18 protein-coding genes are annotated in these 21,831 nt (G+C 67.7%); 13 read left to right on the top strand and 5 right to left on the bottom strand.

All coding sequences use genetic code 11. The features are described from left to right. Window positions 1-66 precede the first annotated feature (66 nt). The 7 genes from NNZ72_RS18360 to hflX all read left to right on the top strand — a co-directional run bounded on the left by NNZ72_RS18360 (window position 67) and on the right by hflX (window position 9,695). Complete coding sequence (locus NNZ72_RS18360) at window positions 67-1,200, top strand: two-component system sensor histidine kinase NtrB (RefSeq protein ID WP_257316954.1); 1,134 nt, start codon at window positions 67-69, stop codon at window positions 1,198-1,200. Then, on the top strand, window positions 1,197-2,651 hold the full coding sequence (ntrC, locus tag NNZ72_RS18355) for a nitrogen regulation protein NR(I) (RefSeq protein ID WP_257316953.1): 1,455 nt from the start codon (window positions 1,197-1,199) through the stop codon (window positions 2,649-2,651). The genes NNZ72_RS18360 and ntrC overlap by 4 nt, the downstream gene beginning before the upstream one ends. A 127-nt stretch (window positions 2,652-2,778) precedes the next feature. Beyond that, complete coding sequence (locus tag NNZ72_RS18350) at window positions 2,779-5,055, top strand: sensor histidine kinase NtrY-like (protein WP_257316952.1); 2,277 nt, start codon at window positions 2,779-2,781, stop codon at window positions 5,053-5,055. Continuing rightward, entirely contained in the window at window positions 5,045-6,409 is a 1,365-nt protein-coding gene (gene ntrX, locus NNZ72_RS18345; RefSeq protein ID WP_257316951.1) for a nitrogen assimilation response regulator NtrX, read from the top strand. Before NNZ72_RS18350 ends, ntrX begins: the two co-directional genes overlap by 11 nt. 90 nt (window positions 6,410-6,499) lie before the next feature. Next, window positions 6,500-7,876, top strand: a complete 1,377-nt coding sequence (gene trkA / locus NNZ72_RS18340; RefSeq protein ID WP_257316950.1) for a Trk system potassium transporter TrkA — start codon at window positions 6,500-6,502, stop codon at window positions 7,874-7,876. Between the two features lie 168 nt (window positions 7,877-8,044). Next, window positions 8,045-8,287, top strand: a complete 243-nt coding sequence (gene hfq / locus NNZ72_RS18335; protein WP_257316949.1) for an RNA chaperone Hfq — start codon at window positions 8,045-8,047, stop codon at window positions 8,285-8,287. 88 nt (window positions 8,288-8,375) lie between these two features. After that, a complete protein-coding gene (gene hflX, locus NNZ72_RS18330) occupies window positions 8,376-9,695 on the top strand; it encodes a GTPase HflX (RefSeq protein ID WP_257316948.1) in 1,320 nt (439 codons plus the stop codon). 330 nt (window positions 9,696-10,025) lie between these two features. On the opposite strand, the gene mazG is transcribed toward hflX, so the two are convergent. Together mazG and NNZ72_RS18320 are read right to left on the bottom strand one after the other, a co-directional pair. Continuing rightward, entirely contained in the window at window positions 10,026-10,862 is an 837-nt protein-coding gene (mazG, locus tag NNZ72_RS18325; RefSeq protein ID WP_257316947.1) for a nucleoside triphosphate pyrophosphohydrolase, read from the bottom strand. Between the two features lie 11 nt (window positions 10,863-10,873). Next, window positions 10,874-11,461, bottom strand: a complete 588-nt coding sequence (locus tag NNZ72_RS18320; RefSeq protein ID WP_257316946.1) for a tRNA-specific adenosine deaminase — start codon at window positions 11,459-11,461, stop codon at window positions 10,874-10,876. 208 nt (window positions 11,462-11,669) lie between these two features. Here NNZ72_RS18320 and cysG point away from each other — a divergent pair, with 208 nt between their 5' ends. From cysG to NNZ72_RS18295, 5 genes are all read left to right on the top strand, one after another. Beyond that, the gene (gene cysG, locus NNZ72_RS18315) at window positions 11,670-13,109 is read left to right on the top strand and encodes a siroheme synthase CysG (protein WP_257316945.1); all 1,440 of its coding nucleotides are present in this window, start codon (window positions 11,670-11,672) and stop codon (window positions 13,107-13,109) included. Between the two features lies 1 nt (window position 13,110). Next, a complete protein-coding gene (locus tag NNZ72_RS18310) occupies window positions 13,111-13,428 on the top strand; it encodes a DUF2849 domain-containing protein (protein ID WP_257316944.1) in 318 nt (105 codons plus the stop codon). A gap of 8 nt (window positions 13,429-13,436) precedes the next feature. After that, window positions 13,437-15,110 carry a nitrite/sulfite reductase gene (locus NNZ72_RS18305; RefSeq protein ID WP_257316943.1) on the top strand — a complete coding sequence of 558 codons (1,674 nt, stop codon included), beginning with the start codon at window positions 13,437-13,439 and terminating at the stop codon, window positions 15,108-15,110. Between the two features lie 11 nt (window positions 15,111-15,121). Next, window positions 15,122-15,634 (top strand): DUF934 domain-containing protein, encoded by a 513-nt coding sequence (locus NNZ72_RS18300; protein WP_257316942.1) that lies wholly within the window; start codon window positions 15,122-15,124, stop codon window positions 15,632-15,634. A 201-nt stretch (window positions 15,635-15,835) separates the two neighbouring features. After that, window positions 15,836-16,648, top strand: coding sequence for a ferredoxin--NADP reductase (locus NNZ72_RS18295; RefSeq protein ID WP_257316941.1), 813 nt, complete (start codon window positions 15,836-15,838; stop codon window positions 16,646-16,648). A gap of 194 nt (window positions 16,649-16,842) precedes the next feature. Here NNZ72_RS18295 and NNZ72_RS18290 read toward each other — a convergent pair whose 3' ends face one another. Both NNZ72_RS18290 and NNZ72_RS18285 read right to left on the bottom strand, forming a co-directional pair. Next, window positions 16,843-17,463 (bottom strand): GntR family transcriptional regulator, encoded by a 621-nt coding sequence (locus NNZ72_RS18290; RefSeq protein ID WP_257316940.1) that lies wholly within the window; start codon window positions 17,461-17,463, stop codon window positions 16,843-16,845. A 114-nt stretch (window positions 17,464-17,577) separates the two neighbouring features. Beyond that, window positions 17,578-18,207 carry a MarC family protein gene (locus NNZ72_RS18285; RefSeq protein WP_257316937.1) on the bottom strand — a complete coding sequence of 210 codons (630 nt, stop codon included), beginning with the start codon at window positions 18,205-18,207 and terminating at the stop codon, window positions 17,578-17,580. A 222-nt stretch (window positions 18,208-18,429) separates the two neighbouring features. On the opposite strand from NNZ72_RS18285, the gene gyrA reads away from it, so the two are divergent. Further along, window positions 18,430-21,192 (top strand): DNA gyrase subunit A, encoded by a 2,763-nt coding sequence (gene gyrA, locus NNZ72_RS18280; protein WP_257316935.1) that lies wholly within the window; start codon window positions 18,430-18,432, stop codon window positions 21,190-21,192. A 30-nt stretch (window positions 21,193-21,222) separates the two neighbouring features. Here gyrA and NNZ72_RS18275 read toward each other — a convergent pair whose 3' ends face one another. Then, a complete protein-coding gene (locus tag NNZ72_RS18275; RefSeq protein ID WP_257316934.1) occupies window positions 21,223-21,798 on the bottom strand; it encodes a hypothetical protein in 576 nt (191 codons plus the stop codon). Window positions 21,799-21,831: the final 33 nt, after the last annotated feature.

Genomic DNA, 21,831 nt, shown 5'->3' with positions numbered 1-21,831 from the left:
CATCCTCGGCCATAAACACAGTGCCCGAAAGGCAGATGTCGAAACGCATTTCATTGGTAGGGCGGCATGAGCGCGGGAGCCCAGGGCGCCGATCTGGCGATGGCGGTGCTGAACGCCATCCAGAACCCGGTCATCATGGTGGACGAGGCCGGCTATGTCGCCTTCGCAAACTGGGAGGCCGAATCCTTCTTCGGCGCAAGCGCCAATTTCCTCGCCCGCCACCGCATCGACGCCTTCATTCCATTCGGCAGCCCGCTGCTGACGCTGGTCGACCAGGTGCGCGAGCGGCGCGGGCCGGTCAGCGAGTATCGCGTCGACCTGAGCTCGCCGCGGCTCGGCGCCGACAAGCTGGTCGACATCTACGTCGCACCCGTGACGACGACGCCGGGCGCCGTGGTCGTCGTCTTCCAGGAGCGCTCGATGGCGGACAAGATCGACCGCCAGCTCACCCATCGCGGCGCGGCCCGCTCCGTCACCGGCCTCGCCTCCATGCTCGCCCACGAGATCAAGAACCCGCTCTCCGGCATCCGCGGGGCGGCGCAGCTGCTCGAAAGCGCGGTGGTGGACGAGGACCGCGCGCTGACGCGCCTCATCTGCGACGAGACCGACCGCATCGTCTCGCTCGTCGACCGCATGGAGGTCTTCTCCGACGAGCGGCCGATCGACCGGGTGCCGGTCAACATCCATTCGGTGCTCGACCACGTGAAGGCGGTGGCCAAGGCCGGGTTCGCCCGCCAGATCCGGATCACCGAGCTCTACGACCCCTCGCTGCCGCCGGTCTACGCCAACCGCGACCAGCTCGTGCAGGTCTTCCTGAACCTCGTCAAGAACGCGGCGGAGGCGATCGGCGAGCGGCCGGACGGCGAGATCCTGCTGACGACCGCCTACCGGCCAGGCATCCGCCTCTCGGTCGCCGGCACGCGGGAAAAGATCTCGCTGCCGCTCGAATTCTGCGTCCACGACAACGGGCCCGGCGTGCCGGCCGACCTCCTGCCGCATCTCTTCGACCCGTTCATCTCCACCAAGACCAACGGCTCCGGCCTCGGGCTCGCGCTCGTCGCCAAGATCATCGGCGACCACGGCGGCATCGTCGAATGCGACAGCCAGGGGAGCCGCACCACCTTCCGCGTGCTGATGCCGGCCTCGCGCGGGGTCAGCGAAGACGACGACATCCAGAAGACCAGAGGACATATCCGATGACAGGCGCCACAGTTCTCGTCGCCGACGACGATGCCGCGATCCGGACCGTGCTGAACCAGGCCTTGAGCCGCGCCGGCTACGACGTGCGCATCACCTCCAACGCGGCGACGCTATGGCGCTGGATCGCTGCCGGCGAGGGCGACATCGTCGTCACCGACGTCGTGATGCCGGACGAGAACGCCTTCGACCTCCTGCCCCGCATCAAGAAGGCGCGGCCCGACCTGCCGGTGCTGGTGATGAGCGCCCAGAACACCTTCATGACGGCGATCAAGGCCTCGGAGAAGGGTGCCTACGACTACCTGCCAAAACCCTTCGACCTCACCGAGCTGATCGCCATCGTCGGCCGGGCGCTCGCCGAGCCGAAGAAGAAGCCCGCCCGCCTCGACGACGACGCGCAGGACGGCATGCCGCTCGTCGGCCGCTCCGCCGCCATGCAGGAGATCTACCGCGTTCTCGCCCGGCTGATGCAGACGGACCTGACGCTGATGATCACCGGCGAATCGGGCACCGGCAAGGAGCTCGTGGCGCGGGCGCTGCACGACTACGGCAAGCGCCGCAACGGCCCCTTCGTCGCCATCAACATGGCGGCGATCCCGCGCGACCTCATCGAATCGGAGCTGTTCGGCCACGAGAAGGGGGCCTTCACCGGCGCGCAGACCCGCTCCACCGGCCGTTTCGAGCAGGCGGAGGGCGGCACGCTGTTCCTCGACGAGATCGGCGACATGCCGATGGACGCGCAGACGCGCCTGCTGCGCGTGCTGCAGCAGGGCGAATACACGACCGTCGGCGGCCGCACGCCGATCCGCACCGACGTGCGCATCGTCGCCGCCACCAACAAGGACCTGAAGCAGTCGATCAACCAGGGGCTTTTCCGGGAAGATCTCTATTACCGCCTCAACGTCGTGCCGCTGCGCCTGCCGCCGCTGCGCGACCGGGCGGAGGACATTCCCGATCTCGTGCGCCATTTCGTGCAGCAGGCCGAGAAGGAGGGGCTCGACGCCAAGCGCTTCGACCAGGAGGCGCTGGAGCTGATGAAGACCTATCCGTGGCCGGGCAACGTGCGCGAGCTCGAAAACCTCGTGCGGCGGCTCACCGCGCTCTACCCGCAGGACGTGATCAGCCGCGAGATCATCGAGGCGGAGCTGCGCCCGGACGTGCCCGACAGCGCCATCGAAAAGGCGCCGGTCCACAGCGGCGCGCTCACCATCGCCCAGGCGGTGGAGGAGAACATGCGCCGCTATTTCGCAAGCTTCGGCGACGGCCTGCCGCCCTCCGGCCTCTACGACCGGGTGCTGGCCGAGGTCGAACATCCGCTGATTCTCGCCGCGCTGACCGCCACGCGCGGCAACCAGATCAAGGCGGCCGACCTGCTCGGCCTCAACCGCAACACCTTGCGCAAGAAAATCCGCGAGCTTGGCGTGTCCGTCTATCGCAGTTCCCGTTCCGCTTGACTTCCCCGGCGGCAGCGTTGCATTTTGGCCACAATCTGTTGCTTGAGAGTGACAGACGGGCGGCCCGGGCCGCGCCTGCAACGATATGGGGAAAGCCGGCGCCGTCGGGCGCACGGGCGGGGAACGGATGCGGCAGACGGCAGAGGGCCTGGGCCTTGCGACAAACGGAAGCGACGGGGCTGCCGGCGGCGACCGGCGGGCGTCCTTCGCCCTTCCGGGCCTCGTGCTCGCCGGCGGCGCGCTGGTGGCGGCCACCATCTCGCTCTTCATCCTGCTCGGCCTCACGCCGATCAAGCCCGAGGCCAACGTCGTCATCGCCTCGGCCTCGATCAACGCAATCTTCGTCCTCGGCCTCATCTACCTGATCGGACGCGAGATCACCCGGCTCGTCAGGGCGCGCAACCGCGGCAGGGCGGCCGCACGGCTGCACGTGCGCATCGTCGCGCTGTTTTCCATCGTCGCCATCACGCCGGCGGTGCTGGTGGCGATCTTCGCCTCGATCACCCTCGACGTCGGCCTCGACCGCTGGTTCTCGATCCGCACCCAGTCGATCGTCAGCTCCTCGCTCAACGTGGCCCAGGCCTACGTGCTGGAGAACGCGAGCTACCTGCAGGGCCAGACCGTGTCGATGGCCAACGACCTCGACCGCAACCGCCAGCTCTACAGCCTCGACCGCACCGGCTTCATCGAGCTGATGACCCGGCAGGCGAGGGGCCGCGGCATGCTCGGCGCCTTCCTGCTGCGCCCCGACGGCTCGACGATCCTGCAGGCGAGCATCCTCACCGAGGATCCGCTGCCGCCCCTGCCGGAGGAGGCGCTGAAGGCGTCCGCGGCCGGCCAGCCGACGCTGGTGCCGCCCGGCACCACCAATCTCGTCGGCGCGGTGATCAAGCTCGAGAACATCCCCGACGCGATCCTCTACACGATCCGCACCGTCGACCCGGAAGTGATGCGCTCCATGCGCCTGATGGAGGAGAACACGGCGGAGTACCGGGCGCTGGAGGCCGGCCGCACGACGCTGCAGATCGCCTTCGGCGTGCTCTATCTCGGCTTCGCGCTGATCGTGCTGCTCGCCGCCATCTGGACGGCGATCGCCGTCGCCGACCGCATCGTCCGGCCGATCCGCCTCCTGATCGGCGCGGCCGACAGCGTCGCCTCGGGCAATCTCGACGTCAGCGTGCCGGTGCGCACGGCCGACGGCGACGTCGGCAACCTGTCGCGCACCTTCAACAAGATGATCGCCGAGATCCGCGCCCAGCAGGCGGAGATCATCGACGCCAAGGACGAGATGGACCACCGCCGCCGTTTCATCGAGGCGGTGCTCTCCGGCGTCACGGCCGCGGTGATCGGCGTCGAGGAGGACGGCCGCATCACCATCGCCAACACCTCGGCCGAGCTCCTGACCGGCCGCGACGCGGCGTCCCTCGTCGGCCGGCCGCTCGCCGAGGTGGCGCCCGAGATCGCCGCGGTGCTGGCGGACGGCGCGACGCGCCACCGCAACGATTACCGCAAGCAGATCAACATCATGCAGGGCGGCAAGGAGCGCACCCTCAACGTGCAGGTGACGCGCGAGGAGGCGAGCGACGCGCAGGAATCCTACGTCATCACCGTCGACGACATCACCGACCTCGTCATCGCCCAGCGCTCCACCGCCTGGGCCGACGTGGCGCGCCGCATCGCCCACGAGATCAAGAACCCGCTGACGCCGATCCAGCTTTCCGCCGAGCGCATCCGCCGCCGCTACGGCAAGCAGATCGACCAGGAGGACCGGGCCGTCTTCGACCAGTGTACGGACACGATCGTCCGCCAGGTGGAGGACATCGGCCGGATGGTCGACGAGTTCTCCTCCTTCGCCCGCATGCCCAAGCCCACCAAGGAGCGCACGGACCTGCGCGGCATCCTCAAGGATGCGGTGTTCCTGCGCGAGATGGGCAATCACCACGTCGCCTTCCGGAAGGACCTCGGCGAGGAGCCGCTCACCGGCCTGTTCGACGCGCGCATGCTCGGCCAGGCCTTCGGCAACCTCGTCAAGAACGCCGTCGAGGCGATCGAGGCGGTGCCGCCGGAGGCGGCCCGCACCGAGCCGAGGATCCTCGTGCGCGCCCGGCGCGACGAGGAGGGGCGGCGCTTCGTCGTCGACGTCATCGACAACGGCAAGGGGCTGCCGACCGAGAACCGCCACCGGATTCTCGAGCCCTACATGACGATGCGCGAGAAGGGCACCGGGCTCGGGCTCGCCATCGTCAAGAAGATCATCGAGGACCACGGCGGGCAGCTCGAGCTGCACGACGCGCCGCGGGACTTCGACAACGGCCACGGGGCGATGATCCGCGTGATCCTGCCCTTCGAGGACACGGCCGGCGAGACGGATGCTGAAGACAAGGAACTGACCCATGGCCTCTGATATTCTTGTTGTCGACGACGAGGAGGACATCCGCGAGATCGTGTCGGGCATCCTGTCCGACGAGGGGCACGAGACGCGCACCGCACACGACAGCGACAGCGCGCTGGCGGCGATCAGCGACCGCGTGCCGCGGCTCGTCTTCCTCGACATCTGGATGCAGGGCAGCCGGCTCGACGGCCTCGCGCTGCTCGACGAGATCAAGAGCCGCCACCCCGATCTTCCCGTGGTGATGATCTCCGGCCACGGCAATATCGAGACCGCCGTCTCGGCGATCCGCCGCGGCGCCTACGACTTCATCGAGAAGCCGTTCAAGGCCGACCGGCTGATCCTGATCGCCGAGCGGGCGCTGGAGAACTCGAAGCTCCGCCGCGAGGTGACGGAGCTGAAGAAGCGCTCGGGCGACCCGGCCGAGCTGATCGGCACCTCGGTCGCCGTCTCGCAGCTGCGCCAGACCATCGACAAGGTGGCCCCCACCAACAGCCGCATCATGATCCTTGGGCCTTCCGGTTCCGGCAAGGAGCTGGTGGCGCGGATGATCCACCGCAAGTCGAGCCGGGCGGGCGGGCCGTTCGTCGCGCTCAACGCGGCTGCGATCACGCCGGAGCGCATGGAGATCGCGCTGTTCGGCACCGAGGGCACCTCCGGCCAGCCGCGCAAGACCGGCGCGCTGGAGGAGGCGCACGGCGGCATCCTCTACCTCGATGAAATCGGCGAGATGCCGCGCGAGACGCAGAACAAGATCCTGCGCGTGCTGGTCGACCAGCAGTTCGAGCGCGTCGGCGGCTCCAAGCGCGTCAAGGTGGACGTGCGCATCATCTCGTCCACCGCCTACAATCTCGAAGGGCTGATCGCCGAGGGCGCCTTCCGCGAGGACCTCTACCACCGGCTCGCCGTCGTGCCTGTGCGCGTGCCGCCGCTCGCCGAGCGGCGAGAGGACATTCCCTTCCTCGTCGACATGTTCATGCGCCAGATCGCCGAGCAGGCGGGCATCCGCATCCGCAAGATCGGCGACGACGCGCTCGCCGTGCTGCAGGCGCATGACTGGCCGGGCAACATCCGGCAGTTGCGCAACAACATCGAGCGGCTGATGATCCTCGCCCGCAGCGATGGCCCCGACACGCCGATCACCGCCGACATGCTGCCGACCGAGGTCGGCGACATGCTGCCGAAGATCTCCACCCAGGGCGACCAGCACATCATGACCCTGCCGCTCCGGGAGGCGCGCGAGATGTTCGAGCGCGACTATCTCGTCGCCCAGATCAACCGCTTCGGCGGCAACATCTCCCGCACGGCCGAGTTCGTCGGCATGGAACGCTCCGCGCTCCATCGCAAACTGAAATCGCTTGGCGTATAAGACGTCGGCGAGTCCGGCCGGAGCAATCCCGGCAGGCGTGCGAAGCGGCTTTGCGTCCGGAATTGCGTGACGGCGGATGAGGGTTGAGGCATGAAGGTCATCATCTGCGGCGCCGGGCGCGTGGGCTACGGCATTGCCGAGCGGCTTGCCGAGGAGGGCAACGACGTGTCGGTGATCGACACGCAGCCCTCGCTCGTCGCCGCCATCACCGAGACGCTCGACGTGCGGGGCCATGTCGGCCACGGCGCGCATCCCGACGTGCTCGCCAAGGCCGGCGCCGACCAGGCCGACATGATCATCGCCGTCACGCTGTTCGACGAGATCAACATGGTCGCCTGCCAGGTGGCCCACTCGCTCTTCAACGTGCCGACGAAGATCGCCCGCATCCGCGCGCAGAACTATCTCGCGCCCGAATATTCCGACCTGTTCTCGCGCGAGAACATCCCGATCGACGTGGCGATCTCGCCCGAGGTCGAGGTCGGCAAGATGGTGCTCCGGCGCATCTCGTTTCCCGGCGCGACCGACGTCGTGCGCTTCGCCGAGGACCGCATCGTCATGGTGGCGATCGAATGCCTGGAGGACTGCCCGGTCGTCGAGACGCCGCTCAAGCAGCTGAGCGAGCTTTTCCCCGACCTCAACGCCACCGTCACCGGCATCGTCAGCAACGGCCGGCTCTTCGTGCCGCGCTCGGCCGACCAGCTCCACGCCGGCGACCTCGCCTATGTGGTCTGCGACCGCGACCACGTGCGCCGCACGCTCTCGCTGTTCGGCCACGAGGAGCAGGAGGCCGCGCGCATCGTCATCGCCGGCGGCGGCAACATCGGCTATTTCGTCGCCCGGACCATCGAGGAGTACCAGCCGCGCACCCGGCTGAAGATCATCGAGAGCGACCGCGAGCGCGCCGTGACGATCGCCGACAAGCTGCGCGGCGCCGTCGTGCTGCACGGTTCGGCGCTCGACCGGCGCATCCTGCTCCAGGCCGACATCCAGGACGCCGACCTCGTCGTGGCGCTCACCAACAACGACCAGATCAACATCCTCGGCGGCGTGATGGCCAAGCACCTCGGCTGCAAGCAGAACCTCGTGCTCCTCAACGACCCGACCTTCCAGGACTTCACCCACAGCCTGGGCATTGATTCGCACATCAATCCGCGCGCGGCGACGATCTCCGGCATCCTCCAGCACGTGCGCAAGGGCCGCATCCGCTCGGTCTACGCGGTGCAGAAGGGATCCGCCGAGGTGATCGAGGCGGAGGCGCTGGAAACCTCGCCGCTCGTCGGCAGGCCGCTGCGCGAGATCCACCTGCCGGCCGGCGTGCGCATCGGCGCGATCTACCGCGACAAGGCCTTCATCCGCCCGGACGGCAGCACGAAGATCAAGGCGAAGGACCGGGTCGTGCTGCTCGCCGAAGCGGCGGCCGTGCGGCACGTGGAGCAGCTCTTCCGCGTCAGCATCCAGTATTTCTAGGGAATCCCCGGCGGACCGGCGAAAATTCGCCGGACCGTTTTCGTCGTTGCGGAGAGGACTGCGATTTGATACCAGAATCGACGGTCCCGGCGGAGCTTCCCCGGACCTGGGGGCAATTTATTTCAGTCAACCGGTCGAAGAGGCCGGCAATCAGAAAGAAGCGGCGCGATGGCGGAACGTTCTCAAAACCTGCAGGACCTTTTTCTCAATACCGTTCGCAAGCAGAAGATTTCGCTGACGATCTTCCTCATCAACGGGGTGAAGCTGACGGGGGTCGTGACCTCCTTCGACAATTTCTGCGTGCTGCTGCGCCGCGACGGCCATTCGCAGCTCGTCTACAAGCACGCGATCTCGACCATCATGCCGGGCCAGCCCCTGCAGATGTTCGAGGCCGAAGACAGCGGCGCCTGACGGGACGAAGCCCATTCGCAAAACCGAAACACGTTCCGGATCCGCCAAGGATTCCATCGTCCCGGAGGCCGAGAAGCCCCGGGACGACATGCGCGCCGTCGTCATCGCGCCGGTCGTCAAGGCCGGCCGCGCCGATCCGTCGGCAGCGCCCGTCCGTTCCGACGAGGCGCGGCTGGAGGAGGCCGTCGGGCTCGCCCGCGCCATCGATCTGACGATCGTGCACGCGGCGGTCGTGCCCGTCAGCCAGCCGAAGCCGGGCACGCTGCTCGGCACCGGCAAGATCGCCGAGATCCGCGAGGCGCTCGACGCGCACGATGCCGGCCTCGTCATCGTCGACCATCCGCTGACGCCGGTGCAGCAGCGCAACCTCGAGAAGGAATGGAACGCCAAGGTCATCGACCGGACGGGTCTGATCCTGGAGATCTTCGGCCGTCGTGCCTCCACCAAGGAGGGCACGCTGCAGGTCGAGCTCGCCCATCTCAACTACCAGAAGGGCCGGCTGGTCCGCAGCTGGACCCACCTCGAACGCCAGCGCGGCGGTGCGGGCTTCATGGGCGGTCCCGGCGAGACGCAGATCGAGGCCGACCGCCGGCTGCTGCAGGAGAAGATCGTGCGGCTGGAGCGCGAGCTGGAGCAGGTGCGCCGCACCCGCAAGCTCCACCGCGCCAAGCGCAAGAAGGTGCCGCACCCGATCGTGGCGCTGGTCGGCTACACCAACGCCGGCAAGTCGACGCTGTTCAACCGCATCACCGGGGCGGGGGTGCTCGCCGAGGACATGCTCTTCGCCACGCTCGACCCGACTCTGCGGCGCATGAAGCTGCCGCAGGGCCGCACCGTCATCCTCTCGGACACGGTGGGCTTCATCTCGGACCTGCCGACCCATCTCGTCGCCGCCTTCCGCGCGACGCTGGAGGAGGTGCTGGAGGCCGACCTCATCCTGCACGTGCGCGACATGTCGGACCCCGACAACGGCGCGCAGGCGGCCGACGTCACCCGCATCCTCGCCGATCTCGGCATCGACGAGAAGGACGGGGCGGAACGCATCCTGGAAGTCTGGAACAAGATCGACCGGCTGGAGCCGGAGGCGCGCGCCGCGCTGGTGCAGAAGGCGGAAGGGGCGGAGAACGTCGTCGCCGTCTCGGCGATCTCGGGCGAGGGCGTCGACCGGCTGCTCGCCGAGATCAACGAGCGGCTCTCCGGCGTGCTGGTCGACCGCGAGGTCGTCCTGCCGGTCGGAAAGCTTCCGCTGCTGCCCTGGGTCTACGACCATTCTGTCGTCGACGCGCGCGAGGACCTGGAGGACGGCGGCATCCGCCTGGAGCTTCGCCTTACCGAGACCGAGGCCGCCGAGCTCGACCGCCGCCTCGGCACCGGCGCGAAGGCGCCGCGCGAGGACTGGGAACGGTGACGGGACAGGCGAGGGACGCGACTATGCCCCTCATCCGCCTGCCGGTACCTTCTCCCCGCGAGCGGGGAGAAGGAGAACGTGGGGATGGTTTCCTGAAATCCGGAAAACGGGGCGGCGTATCCCTTTGTAACTTCCCTTTCACCGCGAAAGGGTCTGTATTTCCCTTTGCGGTGGCGGATGGAAACCCGCATGACCTTTGGGCCTGGAAGCCCGTGGGAGAGCTTGGGTATCCGTCCGCCGTTCCATCGAACCCGAACAGTCGCCAGGGCCGCTCTCCCCGCTTGCGGGGAGAAGGTCGCGGCAGCGGGATGAGGGGCGCAACCCGACGGACTACCGCGCCAGCCTGCGCTCGATCTCCTTGGCCGCCTGCCAAAGCTCTTCCATCCGCTCCAGCGATGCCCCTTCGAGAGATTCTCCTGACTTCTCAAGATTCTCTTCTATATAGCTGAACCGGCTTCGGAATTTCGTGTTCGTGCCACGCAGCGCCATCTCCGGGTCGGCGCCGACATGGCGGCCGATGTTGACGAGCGCGAAGATCAGGTCGCCGAGCTCGTCCGCTACTGCAGCCCGATCGCCGGCGGCGAGCGCCTCGCGTAGCTCGCCGATCTCCTCCTCGATCTTGTCGAGGATCGGCGCCGGCTCCGACCAGTCGAAACCGACCTTGGCCGCGCGCTCCTGCAGCTTCAGGGCCTCGACCAGCGCCGGGAAGGAGCGCTGCACGGAGCCGAGATGGCCGCGTGCGGCGTCCTCGGGCAGGCCGCGGCGGGCGCGCCGCTCCCGGCGCTCGCGCTTCTCCGCCTGCTTGATCGCGTCCCATTGCAGCTTCACGGCCTCCGGCGTGTCGGCGTCCGAGCGGGCGAAGACATGCGGATGGCGTCGGATCATTTTGCGCGTGACGGCCTCGACGACGCTGCCGAAGTCGAATTCGCCGAGCTCCTCCGCCATCCGGGCGTGGAAGACCACCTGCAGCAGCAGGTCGCCGAGCTCGTCGCAGAGATCGTCCATGTCGGCGCGCTCGATCGCATCGGCGACCTCGTAGGCCTCCTCGATCGTATAGGGTTTTATCGTCTCGAAGGTCTGGACGACGTCCCAGGGGCAGCCGGTCTCCGGCTGGCGCAGCGCCGCCATGATCTCGATCAGGCGCCCGATATCGCGGCTCGGTTCCATGGCTTCGGCCCTCAGTTGAGCGGGATGCTGTTGCCGGCCTTGCCGGACTGGTAGGTCGCCGACAGCGCGCCGTAGGCCGCGCGGATGCGGGCGTCCTGCTGCTTCAGGCCATGCTTCCCCGCCGCGTCGGATGTGGCGATCAGGTCGGCGATGGCGGCGGAGCGCCAGAAGGCGTTCGTCCTCGCATAGCCGCCGGGATCGAGGCGGAATACCTCCTTGAGGATGCGCAGGTCGTGCGGGATGGAAAAACTGTCGCGCGAATCCTCGTGGCTGAACAGGTAGTGGAAATTGTCGAAGCCGGCCCAGGTGATGGCGGAGAGGCACATGGAGCAGGGCTCGTGCATCGACAGGAACAGAAGCTCGCGCGTGTCCGGCCGCTCCGTCCGCTCGTAGAAGCGCTTCAGCGTATGGACCTCGCCGTGCCAGAGCGGGTTCTCCGTCTCGTTGTTCGTCTCGGCCAGCACCAGCGACAGGTCCGCCTTGCGCAGGATCGCCGCGCCGAACACCTTGTTGCCGGCGGCGACGCCCGCGCGCGTCAGCGGCAGGATGTCGAACTCGATGACGTCGAGTAGGCGGCTGGCGAGGGCGGCCTGATCCATGTATAGGTCCCGGTAGAGCGTGTCCGGCTCCTTCCTTAGCGGCCGCAGCATCGCCGAGGCAAGGGCGTTTCGGGCGTCCGGTGACTTATGCTCAAAATGCCGGTGGCGCGAGCAAAACAATACGCACCGCCACGGGCACGGGGATTCCTGTTTCTTTCGTCTCTGGCGCCTTTCCGCGATAGTGCGCACACTTCAACCGGACCGCATCATGATTCAGACCGACCAGAAGCTCACGACCTTTCCCGCCTTCTTCCGCGTCAGCGGCAGGACGGTCGTCGTCGTGGGCGGGGGGGACGAGGCCTTCGCCAAGGCGCGGCTGCTGTTCAACACCGATGCCCGGATCGTCGTCGTCGCGGAAGAGCCGGAAACCGCCTTCGCCCGCTTCATCGCGGAAAAAGGCCTGACGCTCGATCGCCGGCCGTTCTCGCCGGAAACGATCGCCGGCGCGACGCTCGTCTTCGCCGCGACCGGTGATGCGGCGGCCGACCGTGCGATCTCCGTCGTCGCGCGCGCGCTCGGCATTCCGGTCAATGCCGTCGACCAGCCCGACTGTTGCGATTTCTTCACGCCGGCGCTCGTCAACCGCGCGCCGGTCGCCGTCGCCATCGGCACGGAGGGCGCCGGCCCGGTCCTCTCGCAGATGATCCGCGCGCAGGTCGACCAGATCCTCTCGCCCTCGCTCGGCCGGCTCGCGAGCCTCGCCGATAGCTATCGCGGCGCCGTCGACCGCGTGTTGCCGCGCGGCGCCACCCGGCGCGCCTTCTGGCGGCGCTTCTTCCGCGGCGCGGTGGCGGATGCCGTCGACAACGGCGACATCGAGGCGGCGCGGCGCAATGCCAACCGGCTGCTCAATGCCGAGGGTGCGGCCGAGGGCCACGTCTGGCTCGTCGGTGCAGGCCCGGGGGCCGAGGACCTGCTGACGCTGCGCGCCCAGCGCGTGATGATGGATGCCGACGCGATCGTCTTCGACGCGCTGGTGCCGCAGGCGATCGTCGACATGGGTCGGCGCGACGCCGAGCGCATCTCCGTCGGCAAACGCAAGGGCTGCCATTCCAAGTCGCAGGACGAGATCAACGACCTGCTGGTGGAGCTCGGCAAGTCCGGAAAGCGCGTCGTGCGGCTGAAATCCGGCGATCCGCTCGTCTACGGCCGGGCCGGCGAGGAGATGGCGGCGCTGCGCCGGGCGGGTATCCGCTACGAGGTCGTGCCGGGCATCACCTCGGCCTTCGCGGCGGCCGCCGATTTCGAGCTGCCGCTGACGCTCAGGGGCGTCGCCTCGTCGCTGGTCTTCACCACCGGCCACGATCTCACCGGCGCGGTGCTGCCCGACTGGGCGCGGCTTGCCGTTTCCGGCGCCACCGTCGCCGTCTACATGGGCCGCACCGTCGCGGCCTCCGTCGCCGGACGGCTGATGGAGGCGGGCCTGCCGGCGGAGACGACGGTCGCCGTCGTCGAGAACGCCAGCCGCCGCGACCGGCGCCTGCTGCACGGCACGCTCAAGGACCTGCCGGGGCTGGAGCATCGCGACGACCTCGACGGCCCCGTGATGGTGATTATCGGCGAGGCCGTCGCCGGCGCCAATTTCGACCGTTCCGTACCGCTCGCCGCCGGCATGCCGGTGCGCGAGGAAGCCGCATTGGGAGCATGACATGGCCGACAAGGTTCTGACAGCAAACCGCCTCTCCGACGGCATCTCCGTCTGGCTGGATGCCGCCGGCAACTGGAACGAATCGCTCCAGGCCGCCTTCGTCGCCCGCCACAAGGAGGCCGTCGACGCGCTGGAGGCGACCGGAAAACAGGCCTTCGCCGACAACAAGGTGGTTGACGTCAACGTCGTCGACGTCGAAGAGGTGGACGGTGTGCTGAGGCCCTTGCGCATGCGCGAGCGCATCCGCGCCGATGGCCCGTCCATTGCCTATGCCGCCGGCTATGCCGGCCTGACCGCGACCGCCGTGCCTGCGGCCTGAGGATTACGATGTACCGCTACGACGAATTCGACCATGCCTTTGTCGCCGGCCGCGTGGAGCAGTTCCGCGACCAGGTCGAGCGCCGCCTTGCCGGGGAACTGGCCGAGGACGCCTTCAAGCCGCTGCGCCTGATGAACGGCGTCTACCTGCAGCTCCACGCCTACATGCTGCGCATCGCCATCCCCTACGGCACGCTGAGCGCACGGCAGATGCGCATGCTCGCCCATATCGGCCGCAAGTACGACCGCGGCTACGGCCATTTCACCACGCGCCAGAACATCCAGTTCAACTGGCCGAAGCTGTCCGAGATCCCGGACGCGCTCGCCGATCTCGCCACCGTCGAGATGCACGCGCTGCAGACCTCCGGCAACTGTATCCGCAACGTCACGGCCGACCACTTCGCCGGTGCGGCCGCCGACGAGGTCGCCGACCCGCGCCCCTATGCGGAAATCCTGCGGCAATGGTCTTCCGTCCATCCGGAATTCTCCTTCCTGCCGCGCAAGTTCAAGATCGCGGTGACGGGGGCGGAGCGCGACCGCGCGGCGATCCAGGTCCACGACATCGGCCTGCACCTGAAGAAGAACGACGCGGGCGAGATCGGCTTCGCCGTCTATGTCGGCGGCGGGCAGGGGCGCACGCCGATGGTCGCCAAGAAGATCCGCGACTTCCTGCCGGAAGAGGACCTGCTCTCCTACACGACCGCGATCATGCGCGTGTACAACCTGCACGGCCGGCGCGACAACAAGTACAAGGCGCGCATCAAGATCCTGGTGCACGAGACGGGCGCGGAGGAGCTATCGCGCCAGGTCGAGGCCGAGTTCGCGGAGCTGAAGAACACCGAGCTGAAGCTGCCGGAGGCCGACATCGCCGCGATCTCCGCCTATTTCGCGCCGCCGGAGCTGCCCGCGCGCGCGGAAGGCTGGGCGAACCTTGCCGGGTGGAAGAAGGCCGACCCGGCCTTCGCCGACTGGGTGCGCCAGAACGTCCAGCCGCACAAGCATCCCGACTACGGCATGGTGACGATCTCGCTCAAACCCATCGGCGGCATTCCGGGCGACGCCACCTCCGAGCAGATGGAGGCGGTCGCCGACATCGCCGAGGATTATGCGCTCGACGAGATCCGCGTCAGCCACGAGCAGAACCTGATCCTGCCGCATGTGGCGCTCGCCGATCTGGAAGCCGTCTATCGCGGCCTCGTCGCGGCGGAGCTGGCGACGGCCAATGCCGGGCTCATCACCGACATCATCGCCTGCCCGGGCCTCGACTATTGCGCGCTGGCCAATGCCCGCTCGATCCCCGTCGCCCAGGAGATATCCACCCGCTTTGGCTCGCCCGAGCGTCAGGCGGAGATCGGCGAGCTGAAGATAAAAATCTCCGGCTGCATCAATGCCTGCGGCCACCACCATGTCGGCCATATCGGCCTGCTCGGGGTGGAGAAGAAGGGAGCCGAGCTCTACCAGATCACCCTTGGCGGCTCGGGCGACGAGAACACGTCGATCGGCGAGATCATCGGCCGCGGCTTCGAGCCGGAGAAGGTGACGGACGCGATCGAGGTGATCGTCGACACCTATCTGGGGCTGCGCCTCGATCCGTCGGAAACCTTCCTCGCCGCCTATCGCCGCGTCGGGCCGCAGCCCTTCAAGGACGCGCTCTACGGCGACAAGACGGCCGAAGCGGCCTGAGGAGAGCGGCGATGACGAAGATCTGGAACGAAACCGGATTCGTGGCCGACGATCCCTGGGTCGTCGAGACCGAGGAGACCTCGGCGGGGTCCAACCAGAAGGCGATCCTCGGCCTCGACGCCTTCCTCGCCCGCGTGGCGGGGACGGAGGAAACGGGGCTCGGCGTGCTGATCCAGCCGGCCGACGACGTGCGCCGGCTCGAAGGCCATTTCGACCGGCTGGCGCTCGTCGCCGTGGCCTTCCCGGCCTTCAACGACGGCCGCGCCTTCAGCCATGCCTCGCTCCTGCGCACGCGGCTCGGCTTCGCCGGCGAGGTGAGGGCGGTCGGCGACGTGCTGATCGACCAGATCCCGCTGATGTTGCGCTGCGGCATCGACAGCTTCGCCGTCACCAATCCGACGGCGCTGAAGCGGCTCGCCGAGAACCGGCTGCCGGGCATCGACAACCATTACCAGCCGACGGCGCGGCCCGCGGCGGAGGCCGGTTCCTACAGCTGGCGGCGGCGGGCCTCTCCCGCCGCCTGAGCCCGCGAATGGCCGCAATCCGGCGCTACGATTGCGGCCTGTCAAGGACAGACCGCATGCGTTGCGGCAAGGATGCGCCTGCGCCAAACTATTGCGCGGCCAATCAGCGCATTGGAACGGAATACCTTCCTTTGTCGCTCCACATGTAATATCTGCCTATCGTCAAATCCTTGTCGACAAGAAGCCAGGACCGATCCCAGCATGAACGCACCTGCCAAGACCGAAGATTTTGTCGCGACCGTGCCGGCCGGCGTTTTCGCCGAGACGGTGACGAGCGTGCAGCATTACACGGATCGCCTGTTCCGCTTCCGCATGACGCGCCCGGAAAGTTTTCGCTTCCGCTCCGGCGAGTTTGCCATGATCGGCCTGATGGTCGGCGACAAGCCGATCTACCGCGCCTATTCGATCGCCAGCCCCGCCTGGGACGACGAGCTGGAATTCTTCTCGATCAAGGTGCCGGACGGGCCGCTCACCTCGCATCTCCAGCAGATCAAGCCCGGCGACACCGTGCTGATGCGCAAGAAGCCGACCGGCACGCTGGTGCTCGACGCGCTGACGCCGGGCAAGCGTCTCTATATGTTCTCGACCGGCACGGGCATCGCCCCCTTCGCGAGCCTGATCCGCGACCCGGAGACCTACGAGAAGTTCGATGAGGTCATCCTGACGCATACTTGCCGCGAGGTCGCCGAGCTCAAATACGGCTTCGACCTGATCGATGAGATCAGGAACCACGAGTTCCTGTCGGAGATCGTCGGCGGGAAGCTGCGCCACTACGCGACGGTGACGCGCGAGGACTATCCGTTCCAGGGCCGCATCACCGACCTCATCGTCGACGGCAAGATGTTCGAGGACCTCGGCCTGCCGCGCTTCGATCCCGCCGTCGACCGCGGCATGATCTGCGGCTCCTCGGCCATGCTGAAGGACACCAAGGCGCTGCTCGAACAGGCCGGCCTCGTCGAGGGCTCGAACGCCAAGCCGGGCGAATTCGTCATCGAACGCGCCTTCGTCGACTGAGCCGACCGCCGGTCTTTTCGGCGTCCCCCTCATCCGGCCCTTCGGGCCACCTTCTCCCCGAGGGGAGAAGGGACGGCGGCGCTGCCTCATTCCCCTTCTCCCCGCCGGGGAGAAGGTGCCGGCAGGCGGATGAGGGGGCGTTTCCGCTATATCGATCGTTCATCGCGGCGGCCTTCGGGCCGCCTTTTTCGTGCTCAGCCGGCAAGCACGTCCATCAGCTCGGCCATCGCCGCCGCGGCGCCCGGGCCGTCGGCCTGGCGGACGGCGCGGATGACGCGCACGTGCAACTCGATCGAGCGGTCCATGTGCCGCTCGTCGGCGCGCGCGAACCAGAGGCGGCGCGCGTGGGTCTGGAGCGGGGCAAGCGCCGCGGTCAGGAAGCGGTTCGGGCAGGCCTCCTCCATGATGCCGTCGAAATCCTTGTCGGCGGCAAGGAACCCCTCGATGTCGGAACGGATCGAGCAGGCGGTCATCGCCTGGGCGCAGGCGACGAGCCGCTCGCGCTGGCGTTCGTCCGCATGGATCGCCACCAGCTCGGCGGCGAGCGGCTCCAGCCGCCGGCGGGCCTGCATGACCTCGGCGTGATCGCCGGGGCGGATGGCGGTGATCCTCAGGCCCGCGCGCGGGCGGACCTCCATCAGGCCCTGCCAGGCGAGCTTCTGGATCGCCTCGCGCACCGGCGTGCGGCCGTGGCCGGAGAGCGCGATCAGCTCCTTTTCCGTGACAAGGGCTCCCGGCTCCAGCTTCAGCGAGACGATCAGGCCTTCGAGGGCGCGATAGGCGAGGTGGGCCTGCGATCCGGTGGTTTCCGTCATGATACCCGCCTCTGATATATCAGTGCTCAAACCTGTCGCAAAAACGACATGCCGCCTGCTGATATATCAGGGTATGGCGCACACGGCTACGGGGCGGGGAAAAATGGCCGAAAATCAGAGGGAAAAGGCCGAGCGCACGCCGTCGACGACGAACTGCACGGCAAGTGCCGCGAGGATCACGCCGAGGAGGCGCGTCAGGATCGCCCGGCCGGTGACGCCGAGGAGGCGATCGATGCGCTCGGCGATGACGAGCGCCAGGAACAGGATGGCGATGCAGAACGCGATGACGCCGATCAGCGCCCCGCGCTCCAGCGCCGTCGGGAAGGAGCCGGAGAGCAGGATGGTGGCCGAGATCGCGCCGGGGCCGGCGATGAGCGGCAGCGCCAGCGGGAAGACGGCGATGTTGTGGATGTGGTCGCGGGTGATCGCCACCTCGCTGGTCTTCTCCTTGCGCTCGTTGCGCCGCTCGAAGATCATCTCGAAGGCGATCCAGAAGAGCAGCAGGCCGCCGGCGATGCGGAAGGCGCCGATCGATATGCCGAGAAGCGAGAGCACGCCGGCCCCCGTCAGCGCGAAGACGGCGAGGATCGCGAAGGCGATGATCGAGCCCCTCAGCGCCACCTGCTTGCGCTGGGCGCGGCTCATGCCGACCGTCAGGCCGAGGAAGATCGGCGCGAGGCCCGGCGGGTCGATCGTGACGAGCAGCGTCGTCACCGCGTTGATCACCTGATCCATGCTGGGCATCGGCCGTCCCCTCCGGCTGCGGCCGTTTTCCCGGCCTTGTGGCGCCATTGTTAGGCAAGGCCAAAGCCGAAGGGAAGGGCCGGGCGCAAACCGCTACGAAAATGCGCAAATCTGCGGTTTTCCTCGTGAAAAGCCTGTTCAAAACCCTCCGCGAAATTGGCGCTCACAGGCGGGGTAGGCTATAAATTTGCAACTGATTCTGAACGAAGATCGTGACTGACATTGACAGAGCAATCGACCCCCGGCGGCAAGAACCCTCCCGGCATTGAGCCCATTTCCATCATCGAGGAGATGCAGCGGTCCTATCTCGATTACGCGATGAGCGTGATCGTCTCCCGCGCGCTCCCGGACGTGCGCGACGGGCTCAAGCCCGTGCACCGGCGTATCCTCTACTCGATGAGCGAGATGGGCGTCGACTGGAACAAGAAATACGTCAAGTCGGCCCGCGTCACCGGTGACGTGATGGGTAAGTACCATCCGCACGGCGACGCCGCGATCTACGACGCGCTCGCCCGCATGGCGCAGGACTGGTCGCTCCGCCTGCCGCTCATCGACGGCCAAGGCAATTTCGGCTCCGTCGACGGCGACCCGCCGGCGGCGCAGCGCTACACGGAATGCCGGCTGGAGAAGGCCGCCCATTCGCTGCTCGACGACCTCGACAAGGAGACGGTCAACTTCCGCGACAACTACGACGGCACGCTCTCCGAGCCGGTCGTCATCCCGGCGAAGTTCCCGAACCTGCTCGTCAACGGCGCGGGCGGTATCGCCGTCGGCATGGCGACGAACATCCCGCCGCACAATCTCTCCGAGGTCATCGATGGCTGCATCGCGCTGATCGACAATCCGGCGATCGACCTCATCGACCTGATGCAGATCATCCCGGGGCCGGACTTCCCCACCGGCGCGCTGATCCTCGGCCGCGCCGGCATCCGCCAGGCCTACGAGACCGGCCGCGGCTCGATCATCATGCGCGGGCGCGCCCGCATCGAGCCGATGCGCGGCGACCGCGAGCAGATCATCATCACCGAGATCCCGTTCCAGGTGAACAAGGCGACGATGATCGAGAAGATGGCCGAGCTGGTGCGCGAGAAGCGCATCGAGGGCATCTCGGATCTCCGCGACGAGTCCGACCGCGAGGGCTACCGCGTCGTCATCGAGCTGAAGCGCGACGCCAACGCCGAGGTCATCCTCAACCAGCTCTACCGCTACACGCCGCTGCAGACCTCCTTCGGCGCTAACATGGTGGCGCTCAACGGCGGCAAGCCGGAGCAGATGACGCTGCTCGACATGCTGCGCGCCTTCGTCGCCTTCCGCGAGGAGGTCGTCAGCCGCCGCACGAAGTACCTGCTGCGCAAGGCGCGCGACCGCGCCCACGTCCTGGTCGGCCTCGCCATCGCCGTCGCCAATATCGACGAGGTGATCAACCTCATCCGCCGCGCGCCCGACCCGCAGACGGCACGCGAGCAGCTGATGGAGCGCCGCTGGCCGGCGAAGGACGTCGAGGCGCTGATCCGCCTCATCGACGATCCGCGCCACCGCATCAACGAGGACCTCACCTACAATCTCTCGGAAGAACAGGCCCGCGCCATCCTCGAGCTGCGGCTTGCCCGCCTCACCGCGCTCGGCCGCGACGAGATCGACGAGGAACTCAACAAGATCGGCGAGGAGATCAAGGATTACCTCGACATCCTCTCCTCGCGCCTGCGCATCATGACCATCGTCAAGGACGAGCTCGGCGCGATCCGCGACGAGTTCGGCACGCCGCGCCGCACCGAGATCGCCGACGGCGGCCCGGACATGGACGACGAGGACCTGATCGCCCGCGAGGACATGGTCGTCACCGTCTCGCATGCCGGCTACGTCAAGCGCGTGCCGCTCGCCACCTATCGCGCCCAGCGGCGCGGCGGCAAGGGCCGCTCCGGCATGGCCATGAAGGACGAGGATTTCGCGACCCGCCTCTTCGTCGCCAACACGCACACGCCGGTGTTGTTCTTCTCCTCGCGCGGCATCGTCTACAAGGAGAAGGTCTGGCGCCTGCCGATCGGCACGCCGCAGTCGAAGGGCAAGGCGCTGATCAACATGCTGCCGCTCACGCCGGGCGAGCGCATCACCACGATCCTGCCGCTGCCAGAGGACGAGACGACCTGGGAAAACCTCGACGTCATGTTCGCGACGACGCGCGGGACCGTGCGCCGCAACAAGCTCTCCGACTTCGTGCAGGTCAACCGCAACGGCAAGATCGCCATGAAGCTGGAAGAGGAGGGCGACGAGATCCTCAACGTCGAGACCTGCACGGAGCGCGACGACGTGCTTTTGACGACCGCGCTCGGCCAGTGCATCCGCTTCCCGGTCGACGACGTGCGCGTCTTCGCCGGCCGCAACTCGGTCGGCGTGCGCGGCATCTCGCTTGGCGCCGGCGACCGCATCATCTCGATGACCATCGTCAGCCATGTCGATGCCGAGCCGTGGGAGCGCGCCGCCTACCTCAAGCGCTCCGCGGCCGAGCGGCGCGCGAGCGGCGTCGACGAGGACGATATCGCGCTTGTCGGCGAGGAGGTCGGCGAGATGGGCGAGCTCTCCGAGGAGCGTTACCAGGATCTCAAGGCGCGCGAGCAGTTCGTGCTGACGGTCTCGGAGAAGGGCTTCGGCAAGCGCTCGTCCTCCTACGACTTCCGCACCTCCGGCCGCGGCGGCAAGGGCATCCGCGCCACCGACACGTCGAAGACCGGCGAGATCGGCGAACTGGTCGCCGCCTTCCCGGTCGAGGACACGGACCAGATCATGCTCGTCTCCGACGGCGGCCAGCTGATCCGCGTGCCGGTCGACGGCATCCGCATCGCCAGCCGCGCCACCAAGGGTGTCACGATCTTCTCCACCGCAAGGGACGAGAAGGTAGTCTCCGTCGAGCGCATCAGCGAGCCGGAAGGCGATGACGAGGGCGAGAACGGCGAAAACGGCGGCGAGGAGACGGCGGCCGAGGAATAGGCCGCTCGCCTCTGCCGGGGCAAGGGCGGGCTATTGCCTCGCGCTGACGCAGGATTTCTCGACGCGTTGGATCGCCCCGGCGGCGGCGATCCTGTCCTCGGGCGTCGGCACGGACACCGTCCAGGCCTTGTAGCAGGTCGAGTCGTATGCGGGCCTTTCCGCCGCCAGATTGACGATGTCGCGGCAGACCCACGGCGTTTCGCCGTCGATGGCGACGAGCCGCACGTCCTGGGCCTCCGCCGACCGCGAGGGCGCGGAGCCGGGATCGTCCGTTTCCGATAGCCAACGCACCCTTTTGACCTTGGTGAAATCGAACGCCACGGTCCCGGATTCGGCCCAGCCGGTCTTCGATTGCCGGATGCTGTGAAGGCGCACGATGCAAAGGCCCGGCCCGGGCGCGAACACGCCGACGAAGGATGCGTCGCCGGACCGGTTCTCGATGACGATGCTGCCGTTGACGATGCGTCCCGGAACCGGATGCGACGGCGGTTGCGAGGCGATCAGCGAGAACATCGCCCGAAGCACCTCCTCGTCCGCCGCGGCGGGCAGGGGAACTGCGGCAAGGACGGACACGGCAAGGGCGCCGCATGCAAGAGGCCTCTTCATTCCATCCTCCATCGGGACATGCCGGAGCCGGAT

This window comes from Shinella pollutisoli (assembly GCF_024609765.1).
Classification (GTDB): Bacteria; Pseudomonadota; Alphaproteobacteria; order Rhizobiales; family Rhizobiaceae; genus Shinella; species Shinella pollutisoli.
Note: the sequence above shows the minus strand (reverse complement) of the source record. Positions and strands in the feature narration are given on the sequence as shown.